At 59.9% G+C, this 16549-nt stretch carries 18 protein-coding genes and 1 tRNA gene; 8 read left to right on the forward strand and 11 right to left on the reverse strand.

The window, feature by feature from the left end; all coding sequences use genetic code 11:
* Window positions 1–80: 80 nt before the first annotated feature.
* Window positions 81–1334, reverse strand: coding sequence for a hypothetical protein (locus ABH15_RS01925; protein ID WP_128692675.1), 1254 nt, complete (start codon window positions 1332–1334; stop codon window positions 81–83).
* Window positions 1335–1617: 283 nt separating this feature from the next.
* On the reverse strand, window positions 1618–1821 hold the full coding sequence (locus tag ABH15_RS01930; protein ID WP_128692676.1) for a hypothetical protein: 204 nt from the start codon (window positions 1819–1821) through the stop codon (window positions 1618–1620).
* A 274-nt stretch (window positions 1822–2095) separates the two neighbouring features.
* Here ABH15_RS01930 and ABH15_RS13565 point away from each other — a divergent pair, with 274 nt between their 5' ends.
* The 4 genes from ABH15_RS13565 (at window position 2096) to ABH15_RS01945 (ending at window position 5023) form a co-directional block, all read left to right on the forward strand.
* Window positions 2096–2260, forward strand: a complete 165-nt coding sequence (locus ABH15_RS13565) for a hypothetical protein (RefSeq protein ID WP_164913606.1) — start codon at window positions 2096–2098, stop codon at window positions 2258–2260.
* Between the two features lie 87 nt (window positions 2261–2347).
* Window positions 2348–3625 carry an arginine deiminase family protein gene (locus ABH15_RS01935; RefSeq protein ID WP_241647972.1) on the forward strand — a complete coding sequence of 426 codons (1278 nt, stop codon included), beginning with the start codon at window positions 2348–2350 and terminating at the stop codon, window positions 3623–3625.
* A gap of 3 nt (window positions 3626–3628) precedes the next feature.
* Window positions 3629–4570, forward strand: a complete 942-nt coding sequence (gene arcC / locus ABH15_RS01940) for a carbamate kinase (protein ID WP_128692678.1) — start codon at window positions 3629–3631, stop codon at window positions 4568–4570.
* Between the two features lie 138 nt (window positions 4571–4708).
* A complete protein-coding gene (locus ABH15_RS01945; RefSeq protein WP_241647973.1) occupies window positions 4709–5023 on the forward strand; it encodes a DUF5518 domain-containing protein in 315 nt (104 codons plus the stop codon).
* Between the two features lie 152 nt (window positions 5024–5175).
* Here ABH15_RS01945 and ABH15_RS01950 read toward each other — a convergent pair whose 3' ends face one another.
* Complete coding sequence (locus ABH15_RS01950) at window positions 5176–6384, reverse strand: MFS transporter (protein WP_128692680.1); 1209 nt, start codon at window positions 6382–6384, stop codon at window positions 5176–5178.
* Window positions 6385–6546: 162 nt separating this feature from the next.
* A complete protein-coding gene (locus ABH15_RS13935) occupies window positions 6547–6729 on the reverse strand; it encodes a hypothetical protein (RefSeq protein WP_241647974.1) in 183 nt (60 codons plus the stop codon).
* Here ABH15_RS13935 and ABH15_RS01955 point away from each other — a divergent pair.
* The 4 genes from ABH15_RS01955 to ABH15_RS01970 all read left to right on the forward strand — a co-directional run bounded on the left by ABH15_RS01955 (window position 6656) and on the right by ABH15_RS01970 (window position 10360).
* Window positions 6656–7933, forward strand: coding sequence for an MFS transporter (locus ABH15_RS01955; RefSeq protein ID WP_241648012.1), 1278 nt, complete (start codon window positions 6656–6658; stop codon window positions 7931–7933). The genes ABH15_RS13935 and ABH15_RS01955 overlap by 74 nt on opposite strands.
* 117 nt (window positions 7934–8050) lie before the next feature.
* Window positions 8051–9646, forward strand: a complete 1596-nt coding sequence (locus ABH15_RS01960) for an ATP-binding protein (protein WP_128692682.1) — start codon at window positions 8051–8053, stop codon at window positions 9644–9646.
* A gap of 85 nt (window positions 9647–9731) precedes the next feature.
* Window positions 9732–9899, forward strand: coding sequence for a rubredoxin (locus tag ABH15_RS01965; protein ID WP_128692683.1), 168 nt, complete (start codon window positions 9732–9734; stop codon window positions 9897–9899).
* A 14-nt stretch (window positions 9900–9913) separates the two neighbouring features.
* A complete protein-coding gene (locus ABH15_RS01970) occupies window positions 9914–10360 on the forward strand; it encodes a hypothetical protein (RefSeq protein WP_128692684.1) in 447 nt (148 codons plus the stop codon).
* A gap of 62 nt (window positions 10361–10422) precedes the next feature.
* Here the strand turns inward: ABH15_RS01970 and ABH15_RS01975 are convergent, their stop codons facing one another.
* The 7 genes from ABH15_RS01975 to ABH15_RS02000 all read right to left on the reverse strand — a co-directional run bounded on the left by ABH15_RS01975 (window position 10423) and on the right by ABH15_RS02000 (window position 16549).
* Window positions 10423–11472, reverse strand: a complete 1050-nt coding sequence (locus ABH15_RS01975) for an ATP-binding cassette domain-containing protein (RefSeq protein ID WP_128692685.1) — start codon at window positions 11470–11472, stop codon at window positions 10423–10425.
* Window positions 11473–11483: 11 nt separating this feature from the next.
* On the reverse strand, window positions 11484–12287 hold the full coding sequence (locus ABH15_RS01980; RefSeq protein ID WP_164913607.1) for an ABC transporter permease: 804 nt from the start codon (window positions 12285–12287) through the stop codon (window positions 11484–11486).
* A 72-nt stretch (window positions 12288–12359) separates the two neighbouring features.
* Window positions 12360–13190: a molybdate ABC transporter substrate-binding protein gene (modA, locus tag ABH15_RS01985; RefSeq protein ID WP_128692687.1), complete on the reverse strand. Its 831-nt coding sequence runs from the start codon at window positions 13188–13190 to the stop codon at window positions 12360–12362.
* Window positions 13191–13792: 602 nt separating this feature from the next.
* Window positions 13793–13927, reverse strand: a complete 135-nt coding sequence (locus ABH15_RS14050) for a hypothetical protein (RefSeq protein WP_277749816.1) — start codon at window positions 13925–13927, stop codon at window positions 13793–13795.
* Between the two features lie 55 nt (window positions 13928–13982).
* Window positions 13983–14067, reverse strand: a tRNA-Ser gene (locus ABH15_RS01990).
* A gap of 147 nt (window positions 14068–14214) precedes the next feature.
* Window positions 14215–15807: a thermosome subunit alpha gene (gene thsA, locus ABH15_RS01995; protein WP_128692688.1), complete on the reverse strand. Its 1593-nt coding sequence runs from the start codon at window positions 15805–15807 to the stop codon at window positions 14215–14217.
* Between the two features lie 121 nt (window positions 15808–15928).
* On the reverse strand, window positions 15929–16549 hold the full coding sequence (locus ABH15_RS02000) for an orotate phosphoribosyltransferase-like protein (protein WP_128692689.1): 621 nt from the start codon (window positions 16547–16549) through the stop codon (window positions 15929–15931).

Here is a 16549-nt window from a genome sequence, read left to right on the forward strand (position 1 = left end):
CTGAAATGGGGTGGTCAGGCACCGGAGAAAAAGAATTCGTTCCGTAGCGACGGCAGGCTCCGGAAAAAGGAGGTGATCCGTTACCGGGAAGGGGCGGCTGCGAGTTCAATCTGTGCCCGCCGCGCCATCTCCTGTTTCACCCGCCGGATACTCCCGGCCTGGTCGAGCTTTGCCATCTCGCCGCCCACCTGTTGCACCGTGTGTACCACGATCTCGCTCGGCACGTCTCCCGTGTTGACCGCCCGCTGGTAGCCGAAGGTTGCCCAGTCGTCGGGAAGGTCGCTGAGCCGCTCGAAGATCATGTTGTGCGGCATGAGATCGATCTGCTTCTCGACGATCCGGTTGACGTAGTCTTTGTTCGACTCAAAGACGATCAGCGGTTCAATGACGTCGGTCTGCATGACCTCCCGCATATCGCGCTTCTCGTACTTCTGCAAAAGGTCATTGCAGATGGAAAAGTGCGTGATCTCCATCTTCGCGAACTGCTCCCAGATACGTTTGATCCTTGAGTCCGTCTCTGTTTGAGCGCATGAGAAGTAGTTGTAGGCTTCAGAGAGCTGGATCAGCGCCATCTTCTCGAGCATCGTTTCGCGCGGATCGCCGAGCAGGCCGTATTGGGTTACGTGCTGCTCCTCGATCTCCGCGATCTCCGCATAGAGTTTGCGGGCGAGGTCTTCGGGGTACATGAACCCGTGTGACTTGTAGAAGAGCTCGGTCTGCTGCTCGCCCGAGACGATGGTGATGTAGTTCATCTTCGTCTTGATATCGGCAGAGTCCTTGTCGTAGTGCTTGCGCATGGAGTCGTCGGGGTGGCGGTGCTCGATGCTCGTCGGCCTGCCCGGTTTCGCCTCGGTCTTGCCCTGGGTGATGAAATCGGGGTCGTTCCCCTCGAGGATCTCGAGCAGGCAGCCGTAGCGGTAGAGGTGATCGAAGTCCTCGATCAGGGCAAAGTCGAGCACCGATTTGACGTACGGGTCGGGTTCGTTCTTCGCGAGGTTGGCGGTGAGGTCGACCGCCGTCTGCTCGTAGCCGATCGTCGTCTCGAGCACGGACTGGTCCGCCGGGTTGAGCCAGTTCACCGTCTGCTGCTGCTGCGAGTCTGCTCGCCGGATCATGGCGAGTTTCCGTTTGATCTCGGGCTCCCCGATCATCCGCTCCATGGCGTGCGAGGTGAGCACGGCGTTGTTCTCGATCCCGTTCATTAGGATGACCCGCGTTCTGGTGTAGGCGTCGACCGAGCGTTTGTTGTACGGGTCTTTCACCATCTCGTTCCAGCTCATGAACTGCTCATCCATCGATATTCCGTCCATCTCAAAGGGTTTGAATTGAGCCATACTCGTCTTCCCTCCTCTGGGCATCCCGTTCACCGGATCGGAACTGCGGCGGTGGTCATGGCAGATGCTCCTGACCCCGGGAGCCTGCCCCCCCCATACCTGTCAGTATCCATAAACTATTCCCTCCGGGATCGGGTGAGAAGACTGAACGGGCGGAAAGCATGGTGCCGGGCTATTACGGTACGAGAGCGGAGTGTCGAGATGATTTTAAAAAACGGTAAAAATGCGGCATAGACCGGGCGGTGCCCGGACTCGCATTTCCGTCTGAATTCGGGCGTTTCACCTACAGGCCGACCAGGCGCAGGCATGTCCCGACGGTCAGACCCGACATCGCCATGGTGGCGGAGAGGGCCGCGAGCGTCACACCGTTGAGCAGGGGACCGATGGCGATCGGGGTATATGTCGGGTTGAGGTGCAGGCGTCGTACCGCCCGCACCGGTGTTGCGGTCGGCGAGATGGCTGGTCTGTATCGTTTGATCTTCACCATACTCATTTCACCTCGCACAGTTCTTGCATCAGGAAGTACACCTGATGGTATACGGGGTTTTTTCTCGGTGCCGGTATTTAAGGATTGGTATTCCCCGGCCCGGCGGGGCACTTCCGGATCTGCTGAAGTGCAGGCCGCAGGCACGGTGCAGGTGATACGTCCGTTCATCCGGCACCTCCGCCGGAAGGCCCCCGGGATGAGGCCGTTGCGCCTGCGATACCTTTATCTCTAGCAAAAGACGCCCTAATAGCATGGTATTCAGGGAGCACCGCATATGAACCGCTTGTTACGTTCACTCATCTATGGAGCCGTAGCCCTTGCCGTCTATTCGGGCATCAGCTTCTGGTTCTCCGGGCGGGTGAACTGGGTGCTCGCCGCCGCAACCGCTATCGGCATCATGCTGGGATCTTATTTCATCGTCCGGCATCCGGAGACCTGATCTCCCGGAGCCCGTACGGCGGAGAAAGTTATTTCGGAGCGGCGGATAATCGTCGGAGAAGGGAGGGGCGAAGAGGTGCTCGGCAGCGTGAAGGCGGAGTGGGACAGGCTCCGGACAGTCGTGGTGCACCGGCCGGGTATCGAGATGTTCTTCGGACTCTTGGAGCCGCATGATGCACTCTACGAACGGGCGTTCAGCCGGTACGAGGCGCGGCGGGAGCACGAACAGATGGAGTACGTGCTTCAGCGGGAACTCGGTGTCACCGTCCTGCGGCTGAAGGAGGCCCTCCTTGACGCCGCCGATCGAAGTCCGGAGTTCCGCAAAAAGCTCGTCGACCGGGCGTATGAGACCGTCACCTTCTCAGGGAGCCGGGAGGATGTCGCGGCTGCGAAAGAGACGTTCTACCGAAATGCCGATGCCCTTGACTCGCAGCACTTCTTCACCCTCCTCCTCATGCATCCACTCATCGAGCTTGGATCGGGCGGTGTCCGTCTGGACGAGGCGGGGCGCCAGCCGCTTGCGAATCTCTACTTCATGCGGGATCAGCAGGTGGTGACGCCCCGCGGGCTGATCGCGTCAAGGATGGCAAAGCCGCAGCGCCGGCGTGAGCCCGGGATCACGAAACTCCTCTGGGAAGTCCTCGACCTTCCCATCCTTACCGAGATACAATCCCCCGGCACCTTCGAAGGCGGGGATTTCATACCGATGAAGGAGTTTGCACTCATCGGGCTCGGCAACCGAACTGACCGCACCGGGGTATCGCAGTTTCTCGCCGCCGATCCCGGATTCGACGAGGTTGCCATCGTCCATCAGCCTGCTCATCCGCTTCTCCCGAGCGATCGCCCCGATCCCATGATCACGATGCACCTTGACACCTACTTCAACGTCGTCTCGAGCAGCGTGGTCATCGGCTCGGAGGCGCTCCTCGAGAAGGCAAACGTCGAGGTTTGCCGCCGCACGGGCTCCGGGACGTACGAGTGCACGTCTCCGGCGACCAACCTTGCCGCTTACATCCGGGAGAAGGGGTTTACCGTCATCGACCTCTCGACGCTCGAGCAGCTCTCCTATGCACCGAACGTCCTCTGCATCCGTGACAGAACCATCCTCACTGTCGAAGGAGAACGTATTATGAAGACCGTCCTTGAAAATCTCGCGGAAAAAGCATCTGCAGATCCCCACCGCTACGAGTCGCTTCTCTCGCAGGCCATGACCGATTACCGGCGTATCCGGAGCGAGGGGCAGTTCTTCCCCCATAAAAAGGAGTTCTACCAGCACGACATCGAGATCTACCCCTTAAAGATCGAGAACCTGACCGGCGGCTACGGGGGGCCTCATTGTATGACAGCCGCCCTCAAGAGGCGGTGATGCATGGCGGAAAGGCGCGTCCTCATCGCACTCGGCGGCAACGCCATCCTGCGGCACCAGGACACCGGCACGGCAGAAGAGCAGTTCGCCACCGTCCGGCGGACGTGCCGGCAGATCAGGGAGATTATCGAGGACGGCTATACCGTCGCCATCACCCACGGCAACGGTCCCCAGGTCGGCGATATCCTGCTGAAGAACGAACTTGCACGGGATACGCTCCCGCCGATGCCGCTTGATATCTGCGGTGCCGAGAGCCAGGGGATGATCGGCTATATGCTCCAGCAGTCGCTGGACCGGGAACTTTCAGAAGCGGGCCTCTCGATACCGGTCGTCACCGTGCTCTCGCAGACGCTCGTCCGGCGGGACGATCCTGCGTTTGGAAACCCCGCAAAGCCGATAGGGCCTTACTATACGGCGATGCAGGCATCGCGGCTCTCCGAAGAGAAGGGGTGGCGGATGGCGAACGAAACGGGGCGCGGGTATCGCCGGGTGGTGCCCTCGCCCGAACCGGTCGCCCTCGTCGAGGCCGATGCCATAAAGACGCTCGTTCGTCTCGGAACAATTGTCATAGCCTGCGGCGGGGGAGGTGTTCCGGTGGTCGCCGGCGATGCGGGTCTTCGGGGGGTGGAGGCGGTCGTCGACAAGGACCATACGGCCGCACTCTTCGCTGCGCTTATCGGGGCGGACGACCTGCTGATCCTGACCGACGTCGAGAAGGTGGCCCGTAACTTTGGCAGGCCTGATCAGGTCGACCTCGACACCCTGACGATCGCCGAGGCAGAGGAGTACCTCCGCGGAGGGGAGTTCCCGCCGGGAACGATGAGGCCGAAGATCGAGGCGGCGATCCGCTTCGTCGAGTCGGGGGGCAAGCGGACGATCATCACGTCCCTTCCCCGTGCGCGGGACGCGCTTGCGGGTCTTGCGGGAACAATCCTCTCCCTGTGATGCATTCTTATTTTCGCCGATGTAGGGGTGATATTTCTCTGCTGTCGGGAGAGCGAACTTTTATCTTCCCGACCCCCTATACCGCCCCTCCGGTGAGAAACCATGGCAGAGGTATACGGTAACTTTTGGACTGGAGTTGTGATAGGCTGGATTGTAATGGTCATTCTCGGGGCTCTGCTCCCGGTGCTCGGCCCGATCATCGGCGGATTTGTAGCCGGCTGGATCGCCAGGGGCGGCGTCTGGGGTGGCGCGAAGGCCGGGGCGGTTGCAGGCATCTTCGGTGCCATTATCATTGCCGTCATCCTGGTTATCTTCGGCACCGCCCTGCTCGGGGGAGTCGGATTCCTTGCAGGTTTCGGGACATCTATCGTGATTGTCATCTCGACGTTCCTGTATTTCGGCATCCTCGGCCTCGTCGGCGGCGCCATTGCGGGAGCGATACGGGCAGCCTGATACCGGTCTGCTCCTGGGTGTGTGAAGATGGAGGGATGGTGCGGATCGATCATCTGCACCGTCCGCTATACGGTTCGGGGTCTGGCGCCATCTTCGCACAGAGCCTCATTGTCCCCGCAGCAGGTCATAGCCTTGGGGGTGCACCGCTCTCTTCAGGCGGCACGATTGAACCCTTGCTGCATCCTACACATCCAGATATACGCGATAACGGCCAGGATCTCGACGAACAGGACATAGGCGACGATGTGGATGACAGAGATCTCGTAGAGCACTCCCATCACGACGCTGCCCGTGAACCATGCCGTCCCGAAGACTGCGTTCAGGATACCGTATGCCTGACCTCGCCGGTCTATTGCGGTGACGTCTGCAATCGTCGCCCGGATAACCGTCTCGTAGATCCCGATCCCCGATCCCCAGATCAGCGCTCCTGCAAAAACAGAACCGGCGCCGGACGCAAAGGCCAGGATCGAGATGAGCGTGCTGATCACGGGGATGATGATCAGCGTCCTGACCCCGAAGCGGTCATATATTTTTCCGGTAGCGAGTGCGACGATCACCGAGACGACCATCGCAAGTGCATACAGGAGGGGTATCCCGGCGTCGGGGAGGATGGCCTCTGCCTTCAGGTGGTATGATATGAGGGGGAAGTTCGCAAACCCGGCCATGCCGAGGAAGATGAACGTTGCGTACGGGAGAAGGTCGGGGATCTCACCTGCCGTGCTCCCGGGTGCAGGAGGGGCGCTGCTCGCTTCGAGGCGCCGGGGTTTTGGAACCGCCGTCCGTGCGGCAAAGAGGGTGATGAACAGGAAGACCAGCGGAACGCCGAGAATAAGAAATCCCTGCCCGTAACCTCCGGTCAGGTAGACGGCGGCCGCCAGGGTTATGGGTCCGATGATCGCTCCGATCTGGTCGAGGGCTTTGTGCACGCCAAACCCCCACCCGCGCCCCACCGCCGTCGTGGCGTGCGAGAGCATGGTGTCCCGTGCCGGCGTCCGTATGGCCTTGCCGACCCGTTCGAGAATGATCAGCAGGGCTGCAGCCTCCCAACTTCCGACGAGAGCCAGAAGGGGGATTGCAATGAGCAGGCCGTAGCCGATAAGCGCCATCGTCCAGTAGTGGCGGCTCTGGTCGACGTACACGCCTGTTGCAAACCTGAGTGCATAGCCGACAAATTCCCCGAGCCCTGCAACGAGCCCGACGACGGCGGCACTGGCACCGAGGAGGTCGAGGTAGGGGCCGGTGACACTCCGGGCTCCGTTGGAGACGAGGCTCCCGCAGAGGCTCACAGCGCCGAGGAGGAGGATGAGCCGGAATGAGATCGCTTTGAGTGCCCCGGAAGAGGGACTCCTGCTGCCAGTCATCGCCCCCCATTACGAACCCTCTTCTACTTGAGTGTGTATGGCGGCATCTCCGGCACGCGTTCCTGCGCCCCTTCCTTTTATACCGAGGGAAGGCATACCTTGAAACACCAGGCAAAAATCCCCGGACAGGGATCTGCGATCAGGGAGGAGGAGACGCACGGATCAGTCTACGGCACCATCATATTCACGCAGGCTTATTCTGATCCTCGTCACCGCCGCCACGTTCCTAAACCCGTTTACCGGGTCTGCGATCAACCTTGCCCTCCCCGCCATCGGATCGGAGTTTACCGTCGATGCGGCCACCCTTGCATGGGTATCAAGCTCGTACCTCCTCGCCTCCGTCATCTTTCTCCTGCCTGCCGGCCGCCTCGGCGATTCCCGGGGGCGGGTATGGGTTTTCCTCCTCGGCACGGTCATCTACACGGCAGGCTCCCTGCTGACACTGCTCACCGCATCGATAGAGATGCTCCTTGTCTTCCGGTTCCTGCAGGGGATCGGGGGCGCGATGATCTTCGCAAACAGCGTGGCGCTCATCACTCACCTCTACCCCCCCGGTGAACGGGGATATGCCATCGGGATCAACGTAACGGCGGTCTATGCAGGTCTCTCCCTCGGCCCGTTCCTCGGCGGTCTCCTCACCCAGTTCTTCGGATGGCGGAGCATCTTTCTCGTCACCGCCGTGCTGGCGATACCGGTGCTGCTCTACGCCGGAAAGTTTCCTGCCTTCTTAAACGAGCGGCATCACGATCGCTTCGACGTTCCCGGGCTGCTCCTCTCATCGGTCTTCCTCTTCTGCTTCTTCGTCGGGCTCACTCTGGCGACCACGACCGCGGGACTGCTCCTCCTCGCCGTTTCGCTTGTCCTCGGTATCGCCTTCTATCTGGTTGAAAAACGGCAGCCGTCTCCGCTGCTCCCGGTAACAATCATCGAAGAAAATCGGGTCTTCGCCTTCTCCAACGCAGCCGCGCTGATCAACTACAGCGCCACCTTTGCGGTGGCGTTCCTCCTTTCGCTCTACCTCCAGTACATCAGGGGATTTGAGCCGGCGGCAGCAGGCACGCTCCTCCTGATCCAGCCGATCGTACAGGTCTTTGTCGCCCCCATCTCCGGCCGCCTCTCGGACAGGATACTGCCGGGCTACGTCGCGTCTGCCGGTCTTGCCGTCTCCGCCGTCGGTCTCTTCGGCTTTTCGCTGCTCACCGCGGAGACGCCGCTCGAGGCGATCGCCGCCCTGCTCCTGATCGTCGGTATCGGCCTCGGCCTCTTCTCCTCCCCGAATACCAATGCCATCATGAGCAGCGTCGAGCCCCGCTCCTACGGCAGTGCATCCGCGATGGTGGCTGCCATGCGGTCGCTTGGGATGATGGTGAGCATGGGAACGGTCATGGTGATCTTCGCCGTGATCATGGGTGCAACGACCGTAAGCCCTGCTATCTTCCCGGAGTTTCTGGTGAGTGTGCAGGTGAGCTTCACCGTTTTCTTCCTCCTCACCGTCCTCGGCATCTTTTTCTCCCTCAAGCGGAATCGGACTGCCGCAACCGAAGCATAAATGAGGCTTTGTTGCTTTCGAAGGGTGGAAGCTGTGTAAAATCGAGAGTTCCCGGATAGTCACGCCGATCCAGGATGGGAACGGTTAAACCTCTGCGTGTCCTGTATCAGATATCGAATGGAGCTCGTGATCGGGAAGATGGGAGACCGTGAGATCGCGGTCGATGCCCAGGAACTTGTGACGGGGCGTACCTGTATCATTGCGCAGTCCGGGGCAGGAAAGAGCTGGAGCATTGCCGTCCTCTGCGAGCAGCTCTGCAAGGCCGGGATCGGGTTCTGCCTCATCGATACGGAAGGGGAGTACTGTTCCCTGAAAGATCGGTTCGACCTGCTCTGGGTGGGTTCGGGCGACGACTGCGATCTGGATATCGAACGGGTCGACTTATCGGAGCTGATGGAGAACGCCATCCGTTCCGGCACCGCGGTGATCTACGACGTCTCCGAGACGGATATGCAGGAGAAGGTCGCCGGGCTTGCCACCGTTCTTTACGATCTCGAATCGGGACTCCGAAAACCCTACCTGCTCATCGTCGAAGAAGCGGACAAATTCATCCCGCAATCAGGTGAATCGGTCAAGAAGATCGAGGAGATCTCCCGTCGGGGCAGAAAGCGGGGACTCGGCCTCCTCGTTGCGACTCAGCGCCCGTCGCTCGTCGTCAAGAACGTCCTCTCGCAGTGCAACAACCAGATCATCGGGAAACTCTCTATCGAGAATGATCTCAAGGCGGTGAGCGTCTTCTTCGGCTCCAAAAAGGAGGTTGAGGAACTCTCGACGCTTGAGCCGGGGGATTTCTTCGTGATGGGTGGGCTTATGCGCGAGAAGGTGAAGATGAAGTTTTCGAGGCGGGAGACCGAGCACCGGGGGCTGACACCGACACTCACGCCCGCGAAACCCGGTCGGCAGAAGAAACCCCGCCCGCCGGTATCACCACCGGTTCAGACAGCCGCTCCCCGCCCGACACCGCCCGCACCGCCCGGGGACGAGGCGATCGTTCCCGTCCTGATCCGTGAAGAGGCGATCGATATCGCGAAGGGAAAACGAAGGCGCAGGCTCCCGTTCCTCGAGCCTGAAGAGCGAATTGTCACTGCGGAGACGATCTACTGGCCTCTCGCCCTCGTCGAGGTGCGCTACATCGGCGGCCTGCTGCGAAAAACGACGAAAACCGCCTCGTTCCTCATCGAGCTCGTCTCCGGGCATTTCGCCGCGGTGAGCCGCGGGATGAAGATCCTGCCCGGCGTCGCCGAGCTCGTGGGGCTTGACGAGACGGCGGTGAGAGCGATCGCCCATCTGCCGTCAGGAGGTTCGACCCTTCCCGAGCTGGAGGCTGATCTACGCCAGCCTCCCGATGTGGTGAAGAAGGCGGTGAAGGAACTCGAGAAGCGGAAGCTCGTCACCGTGGTGAAGGCACAGGGCGGCGCGACCCTCTACATGCCGCTTCTGCTCCACGAGCTCCCGCGCTTCTCGTCCCTGCGCCAGGTGCTTGAGGTGAAGACAGAACCGCTCCGGGAACCGGGGAGGCCGGTTGAGATCCGTGAGGCCGATCTTCGGTCGATTCTCAAAGCGCTTGAGCCGACGCTCGAGATTACGGGGTGGAGAACGGTATACTATCCGGTCTACGAGATCCGGTTCGCTTCGGCGGACAGCGAGCGCACGCTCTTCCTTGACGGTATCTCCGGTAAGGAGCTCGGCCTCCCTGCTCGCCGGGAGCGTTGACGGAACCGGAGTCTTTATCTGGAGACACGTAAGAACAACAGATTTGCCGACCCGGTATACGCCGGGTTACGGAGAGATGAGGCACATGGACAGATGGAAGTGCACGAAGTGCGGCTACGTCTACGACCCGCGGTACGGCGACCGTGACGGTGGGATAGCAGCGGGAACGGCTTTTGAGGACATTCCTGAGACCTGGAAGTGTCCCCGGTGCGGCGCTGGGAAGAACAAGTTTGTGAAGATCGAGCAGAAGTGAGGGGGTAGACCGGAGTGCGGAGAGCGCTGATCGGAACCGCCGCCTTCTGCCTGCTCCTGCTCCTTATCTGCAGTCCCGGGTGCATCGGGCAGTCCATTCCGCAGCCTTCGGCGCCGATGCCCGATTTTCGGGCGGAGTCGGTGGGGTACGACGACCGGATTGTCTTTCGGTTCATCCCGGACACCGGGACTCCTGCAACGTACTTTGTGACCTACGAGATAATCCGGAACGGCACCACGGTGCGGTCGGAGACCCAGACCGTCTACAATGCCGTCGATCGGAGCAACCCGATTGCGTTCACCGTCCAGCGCGAACCCGGTGATTCCGTTGTTATTGAGATCACGATCGTCAACGCGGACGGATGGGAGGTCTATGCGAGCGGGATCACGGTGCGGAGCAGCACGGACGGTGAGAGCGCCGTTACGGGGGGTGCCGTGACCCCGACACGGACGCGCTCCTGATCTCTTCTGTTCCCGCCGGTTCATGGCAGGGATGTGACCGCAGAGTATCCGTTGGTATCGTTTCATGCGGCAAAGACGTGAACGGCCGAGGCCTTGAACGTAGCGTAGACGTTCTCTCCCACTGCGAGGTTCATAGTGGCAAGGCTCTGCGGTGTGAGGACGCCGGTCAGGGGCTCCCCGATATCGATGGTGACCCATGAAAACATACCGTTTGGCCGTATATCGGTTATTACTCCCCGGTATGAGTTCCGTGCACCGGATGCAATCGGCCCGGCCGAGATGATCACTTCTTCCGGTCGTATCCCGACGACGACCTCTCCTTCGATATCGGTCAGTGCGGTAACGGTGATTCGCCCGAGGTCGATGGATGCTTCGGTGTCGTGAACGGTTGAGATCCCCCTGATCAAATTCTCCATGCCTGTGAAGTTTGCGATGAACTCCGTGTGCGGCCGCTTGAAGATCTCCTCGGGTGTTCCCACCTGGACGACCGTGCCGTTCTGCATCACGGCGGCCCGCTCTGCCAGCGCGAAGAGATCTTCAAAGTGATGAGTGATATGGATGATCGTGATCTTCGTCCTCCGGTGAATCAAAACAAGCTCCCGGCGCAGCCGTTCGCGGGTGGTGACATCCAGTGCGCTGAGCGGCTCATCGAGGAGGAGGATCCGGGGTTTGATGACGAGGGCGCGGGCGATTGCCGCCCGCTGCTGCTCTCCGCCGGAAAGAGTGCCCGGATACCGCTCAAGCAGGTGCCCGATACCAAGCATCTCCGCCGCTTCCCCGACCTGTTTCCGGATTGCCGCCGGGTCGATACTCCGTTGCTTGAGGCCGAATCCGATATTCTCCTCGACTGTCAGGTGGGGAAAGAGCATGTAGTCCTGGTACACCATCCCCACCCCCCGTTCCTTCGGCTCCATCCGGGAGATCTCATGCCCGTCCATGGTAATGCTTCCCGCATCGGGAGCGTGGATGCCCGCGATCGTTTCGAGGAGGATGGTCTTTCCGGCACCGGTAGGGCCGAGGATGATGAAATACTCGCCGTCTGCGATGGAGAGGCTCACGCCCTTGAGGGCGAAACTCCCGAGGGTTTTTGATAGTTCGGTAATCTGCAGCACGTGGTTGCCTCCTAGAGTATCCTTGTCCCGTCCCCGTAGCGCTCGAAGACCAGGAGCGAGACGAGAGCGATGCCGATGAGAATGACCGAGGCGGCGATGGCCTCGTTCAGTTCCCCGGTGGATATGTTCAGGTAGACGGCGATCGGCAGGGTCTCCGTCTTCATCGTTGTAGCGCCTGCCAGGAGAAGTACCGCCCCGAACTCCCCGATGGACTTTGACCAGGTGATGACCAGACCCGCAACCAGCCCCTGTGTCGCAAGGGGGAGGGTGACCTGCCGGAATGCGCCCCAGTCGGAGCACCCGAGCGTCCGTGCGACGTGCTCGTAGCGGGGGTTGATCGTCTCGAAGGCGGAGCGGGTGATCCGGATCATGTAGGGTACGTTCACGAAGAACTGCGCCACGACGATTGCGGTTACGGTGTATACTATATCAATTCCCGACGCCCGCAGCACCGTGCCGACGAGGGAGGGGCCGAAGAAGATCAGCAGAGCGACACCCGCCACGAGCGGCGGGAGCGACAGGGGCAGATTCACGACGACGTTGGCAAGCGATTTGCCGGGAAATGAGAACCGGGTCATTGCATAGGCGACCGGGACAGCGATGATGATGCAGAGTGCGGTGGAGATCGCTGATGTGATCAGTGAGAGCTGGATGGCAAAGAGAATCTCTGCAGAGGTGAGGCTCGCAATGAGCTGCGGCAGCGACGGATAGAGAACGAGCCCGGCAATGACAGCGACCATAAAGACGAGCAGGGCTGTCGAAATCGCAAGAAACGTCGCCGAAAAGATGGTTGGGGTGGAGAATCTCCGATGCATTCTGGCCATCTGCCTAGCCCTGCGGCATCCCGCTCTGTTCTGCGACCGTGCAGCGAGAGTGGTCACTGCCGCTCATGGCTTGATCCCTGCATACGCCGGGTCGGGGTAGGTGGGGAAACCGTGTTTGGCGAATATCGCCTTGCCCTCGTCGGAGGAGACGAAATCGACAAACTGCCCGGCAAGGTCTGCCTTCTTCGTGAAGGTGGTCGTGCCGATGGGGACGATCAGCGCCATGTTGTCCTCCAGCGGAAGCTGGATGGCGTCCATCGTCTCGAGGTTCATTTTATCGATGGTGATGAGCGTGGTGTCGGCGGTGCCCATGTTCATCGCTACGACAAGTTCGTTGATGGTGGGTGCCCGGAGGACAACATTCTCCTCGACTGCGTCCTTTATATCATACTTTTTGAAGAGCTTGTCGCCCGCTTTGCCGATGGCGGTCTCATTGATTCCCCCGAGTACGACCTTGACGCCGGACCTGGTGAAGTCCTCGATGCAGGTGATGTTCTTCGGGTTGCCCTTCGCCACGGCGATCACCGGGACGTGGTAGGCGACGTACTGCGGGTCGTCGCTCACGAGACCTTTGTTCACCGCGATGGCATAGTCCGGCGTGCCTCCGGGCATGAAGACGTCGCCTTTCTGCGAGAGTTCCATCTGGGTGATGAGCGCTCCGGAGCCGGCATAGGTGCACTCGACGGTAGCGCCGTGTTTTTCACCGAATACGGTTCCGATCTCCTGCATCGGCGCCTTCAGCCCTGCGCCGGAGTAGACGAAGAGCGTCTCGCCGGGTGACCCGGTGGTCGTGTTATCCGCGGTGACCGTCGACTGGGTGCCGGTGCAGCCTGCGAACAGGATACAGCCGACGAAGATGGCCGTGAGAATGATAAGGGTGCTGTGTCGTCGCATATGTATCACATCGAATGAAATCAGTCTTGCAATGTTATTTGGTGAAGGACGCCTATTAAAATTTTATATTTATGTTTTACAATTCGGTATTGTAAACCATTTTATTTTAATTCCGATCTCGATCCGTTTGCCTTGTCTTTCAGGTTAAGCTGCTTTTGTATGCCCGTAATCCGGGCTGAATTCGTTGAAATTTCAATCTTCACAGAAGCCTACAAACGGTCGATTTCACGGTGCGGCAGGAATGCCTCCTTGAGAAATTACTGCTGCCCACATCGCGTTATAGCCCTGTGATTTTGCTGTTTTTCCGGAATCAGAGTGATATAGTCCGGAGAACACTTTTGCTGAAATCCGGTACCTGAAATCAGTGTTAAAGTCGGAAAATAACGAGAATCCGGCAGCCCTTTAGGATGAGGTGGGGTGTATCCCCTCACCCCGGATCCCGGAGCATCGTCCGCCTCAGCTATCCCGGTACCGCTGTCAGCGCCTGCGCCTTGCGCGAGTGGTAGGCTGCCTTTCCGGCATCGCAATCGCAGGTAGTGCGGGAGTCAGGGTCGACGCCTATCCGTTTGAGACGACGGCAGTTGACGAGAACACAGGCGATGTTATATTTCTGGAGCGATGTCTCTCTGCACCCTGATCTCGCCGATGAACTCTTCGATACTGTCTTTGTCGCCCTCCGCGGATTTTCTGGTATACATTTTCAGGCCTCTCACAGACAACGCCACCAGAATCTGCATGGAAAGAGAACAGAAGAGAGCATGCTTTTGCAGCGACGGAGATCCGAATAATAAACGCCGAGGGGGAGATTTGAACTCCCGTGGTGCCAAGCACCAGCGGCTTTCGAGGCCGCCGCCTTCCCGGACTAGACTACCTCGGCTCACGTCACGGGCTTATTATTTTTCTCTTCGATGCGTATAATGGTATCGAAGCCGGTTGCCTGCAGGCCGGTCAGGGGCACCCTGCAGGATAAAAAATTGAGGAAGACGAAGTTGATATCTTCCTGTTCGGATATGCGCGGGTAGAATTACTCCATCCGGGGAGCGCCGCCGGACTGGGTGATCATCATGTCGTCGACACGGATGAGCAGGCTTGCGGTCTCCGCGCCGCTCTTGATCGCCTGGGTCTTCACCCGGAGGGGTTCGATGACACCTGCAGCCTTCATATCGACGACCTCGCCGGTGTAGACGTCAAGGCCGGCATACCTGTTCCCTTCGGAGTGTGCCGTCTTGAGCGCCACCAGCTTGTCGATGGGGTCGAATCCGGAATTCTCCGCGAGGGTGCGGGGAATAACCTCGAATGCAGATGCGAATGCCTCGATAGCGAGCTGGGCACGCCCGCCGATGCCTGCGGCGTAGTCGCGGATCCGGAGCAGGAGTTCGGTCTCCACGGAGCCGCCGCCGACGACGAACTTTCCATCTTCGAGGGCATCTTCGACGACACGGGAGGCGTCGTAGACCGCACGCTCAAGTTCGTCGAGGAGCAGCTGCGTGCTTCCCCGAAGCAGGATTGTGACGGCCTTTGCGTTCTGGCAGCCCGACAGGACGGTGAGGTCGGCATCGCCGAGCTCTTCCACCTTCTCGGCGCGGCCGAGCGTCTCGGGGGCGAGTTCGTCGGGTTTGTTGACGATCGTGGCGCAGGTTGCACGGGCGGCGTACTTCATGTCCTTCTCAGGAACGTTCTCGAATGCCATGACGCCCTTCTTGCCGAGGTAGAACTGCACGGCGTCGGCGATGCCCTTCTGGCAGAGCACGACGTTCGCGCCGGTGCCGACGATTGTGTCGGCGAGTCTCTTCAAGGCTTCCTGCTCCTGCTCGGAGAACGCTTTCACCTGGTCTGCGGAGGTGATCTTGATCTTGGCCTTCATCTGGGTCTTGGTGATCTCAAGCGGCGTTGCAATCAGAGCGACCCGTGCATCCGTGACCGTGCGGGGCATCTGTTCGCTGATACGCTTCTTGGCGATAACGGTTCCGCGAATAAGCTCCGCGTCGTCCATCCGCTCGCCGACCTGCGTCTTGATCATCACATCGTCTTCATCGACGACAATCCTGCCCGAATCGGTCTTCTCTGCAACCTGTGTTACGGCGTCCACGATGATCTCGCTGAGTTTTTCCTTCACCGCTTCGATGGATTTGCCGGTCATAGCGGTATCGGCGATCCTGATGAGGTCCTCGCGGTCGTCAAATCCGATCGTGATCGCCAAATCGTCGAGGATCTCCATGGCCTTGTTCATGCCGAGAAGATAGCCGTGGGATATGACGGTGGGGTGAATCTCCTGGGTGAGAAGCCCTTCCGCCGCTTCCATCAGGGAACCGACGAGGACGGTGGCGGTTGTGGTGCCGTCTCCGACTTCGTTGTCCTGCGTCTCTGCGACCTCGACGACCAGCTTCGCGGCCGGGTGCTGCACCGATATCTCATGAAGAATGGTCGCACCGTCGTTCGTGATCACCACGTCGCCGGAGGGGCTTACGAGCATCTTATCCATGCCCCGGGGGCCGAGCGTTGTGCGTACGGCGGCTGCGAGAGCCTTAGCAGCCATAATGTTCGAGCGCTGAGCCTCGTGGCCACGAGTGCGCTCCACATTGTCCCGTAAAATAATAATGGGTTGTCCAGCAAGCATCAATAAGTCCTCCTTTTACCGTAAGGTTTGAATTGAGGTTCTATATAAACCGATCGATGGGGTACCGGCGTGCAGAGTCCGGGAGGCGGGTGCACTCCTTCTGAAAATATATCGGGGTTTTTTAGTCAAGCCTTGCGATCCTGAAGAGAGAATGCACCGGGACACCTTCGATCTCACGGATGCCGCGTTTGTCGAAGAGCACCCAGATGGCAAGCGGGGTCGCGCCGTGCCGGCGGAGATACTGGACAGCCTCGGCGAGTGTCCTGCCGGTCGTTATCACGTCGTCGATGATGATACACCGCTGGCCGCTCACCCCTGCAAAGGTTCCGGAAAGAGAGCCGGCCGGGTTTTCGCCGCGGCTGTGCTTGGCAGGATGATAGATGGCAATATTCAGCCCCTCCTCCGCGGCGATGAGTGTAGCGAGCGGCACTCCGGAGATCTCGACACCGACGACCACGTCGGGGAGGTCGGGGACGGTGTGGGACTGCCCCCGCCCGGTATCGGCGAGATACATGAAGCGTTTGAGCATTACCATCGCCATATCGTTCAGGAGCGCTGCCTGCCCGCTCACCGCCGTCCAGTCGATATGGACGTCTTTCGGAACATCGGCGTCCTTCGGCTGGGTAAGCAGCCAGGTGACCGTCTCCATGGAGAGGCTCAGCTCATCGGCGATCTGGTTTGGGCTATGCGCCTCTGCCTGGAGTGTTTTGGCCTTTTTTATCATCTCATCGAGCGAGGACAT

Origin of the sequence: Methanoculleus taiwanensis, from assembly GCF_004102725.1 — an archaeon.
GTDB lineage: Archaea > Halobacteriota > Methanomicrobia > Methanomicrobiales > Methanoculleaceae > Methanoculleus_A > Methanoculleus_A taiwanensis.

Bases quoted from the DNA above. Each gene is read 5' to 3' on its own strand.
- ABH15_RS01925 (WP_128692675.1), bottom strand. From the start codon at position 1,334: ATGGCTCAATTCAAACCCTTTGAGATGGACGGAATATCGATGGATGAG.
- ABH15_RS01930 (WP_128692676.1), bottom strand. From the start codon at position 1,821: ATGGTGAAGATCAAACGATACAGACCAGCCATCTCGCCGACCGCAACA.
- ABH15_RS13565 (WP_164913606.1), top strand. From the start codon at position 2,096: ATGAACCGCTTGTTACGTTCACTCATCTATGGAGCCGTAGCCCTTGCC.
- arcC (WP_128692678.1), top strand. From the start codon at position 3,629: ATGGCGGAAAGGCGCGTCCTCATCGCACTCGGCGGCAACGCCATCCTG.
- ABH15_RS01950 (WP_128692680.1), bottom strand. From the start codon at position 6,384: ATGACTGGCAGCAGGAGTCCCTCTTCCGGGGCACTCAAAGCGATCTCA.
- ABH15_RS13935 (WP_241647974.1), bottom strand. From the start codon at position 6,729: ATGACGGAGGCGAGGAGGTACGAGCTTGATACCCATGCAAGGGTGGCC.
- ABH15_RS01960 (WP_128692682.1), top strand. From the start codon at position 8,051: ATGGAGCTCGTGATCGGGAAGATGGGAGACCGTGAGATCGCGGTCGAT.
- ABH15_RS01965 (WP_128692683.1), top strand. From the start codon at position 9,732: ATGGACAGATGGAAGTGCACGAAGTGCGGCTACGTCTACGACCCGCGG.
- ABH15_RS01980 (WP_164913607.1), bottom strand. From the start codon at position 12,287: ATGCATCGGAGATTCTCCACCCCAACCATCTTTTCGGCGACGTTTCTT.
- modA (WP_128692687.1), bottom strand. From the start codon at position 13,190: ATGCGACGACACAGCACCCTTATCATTCTCACGGCCATCTTCGTCGGC.
- ABH15_RS14050 (WP_277749816.1), bottom strand. From the start codon at position 13,927: ATGCAGATTCTGGTGGCGTTGTCTGTGAGAGGCCTGAAAATGTATACC.
- thsA (WP_128692688.1), bottom strand. From the start codon at position 15,807: ATGCTTGCTGGACAACCCATTATTATTTTACGGGACAATGTGGAGCGC.
- ABH15_RS02000 (WP_128692689.1), bottom strand. From the start codon at position 16,549: ATGTCCTCGCTCGATGAGATGATAAAAAAGGCCAAAACACTCCAGGCA.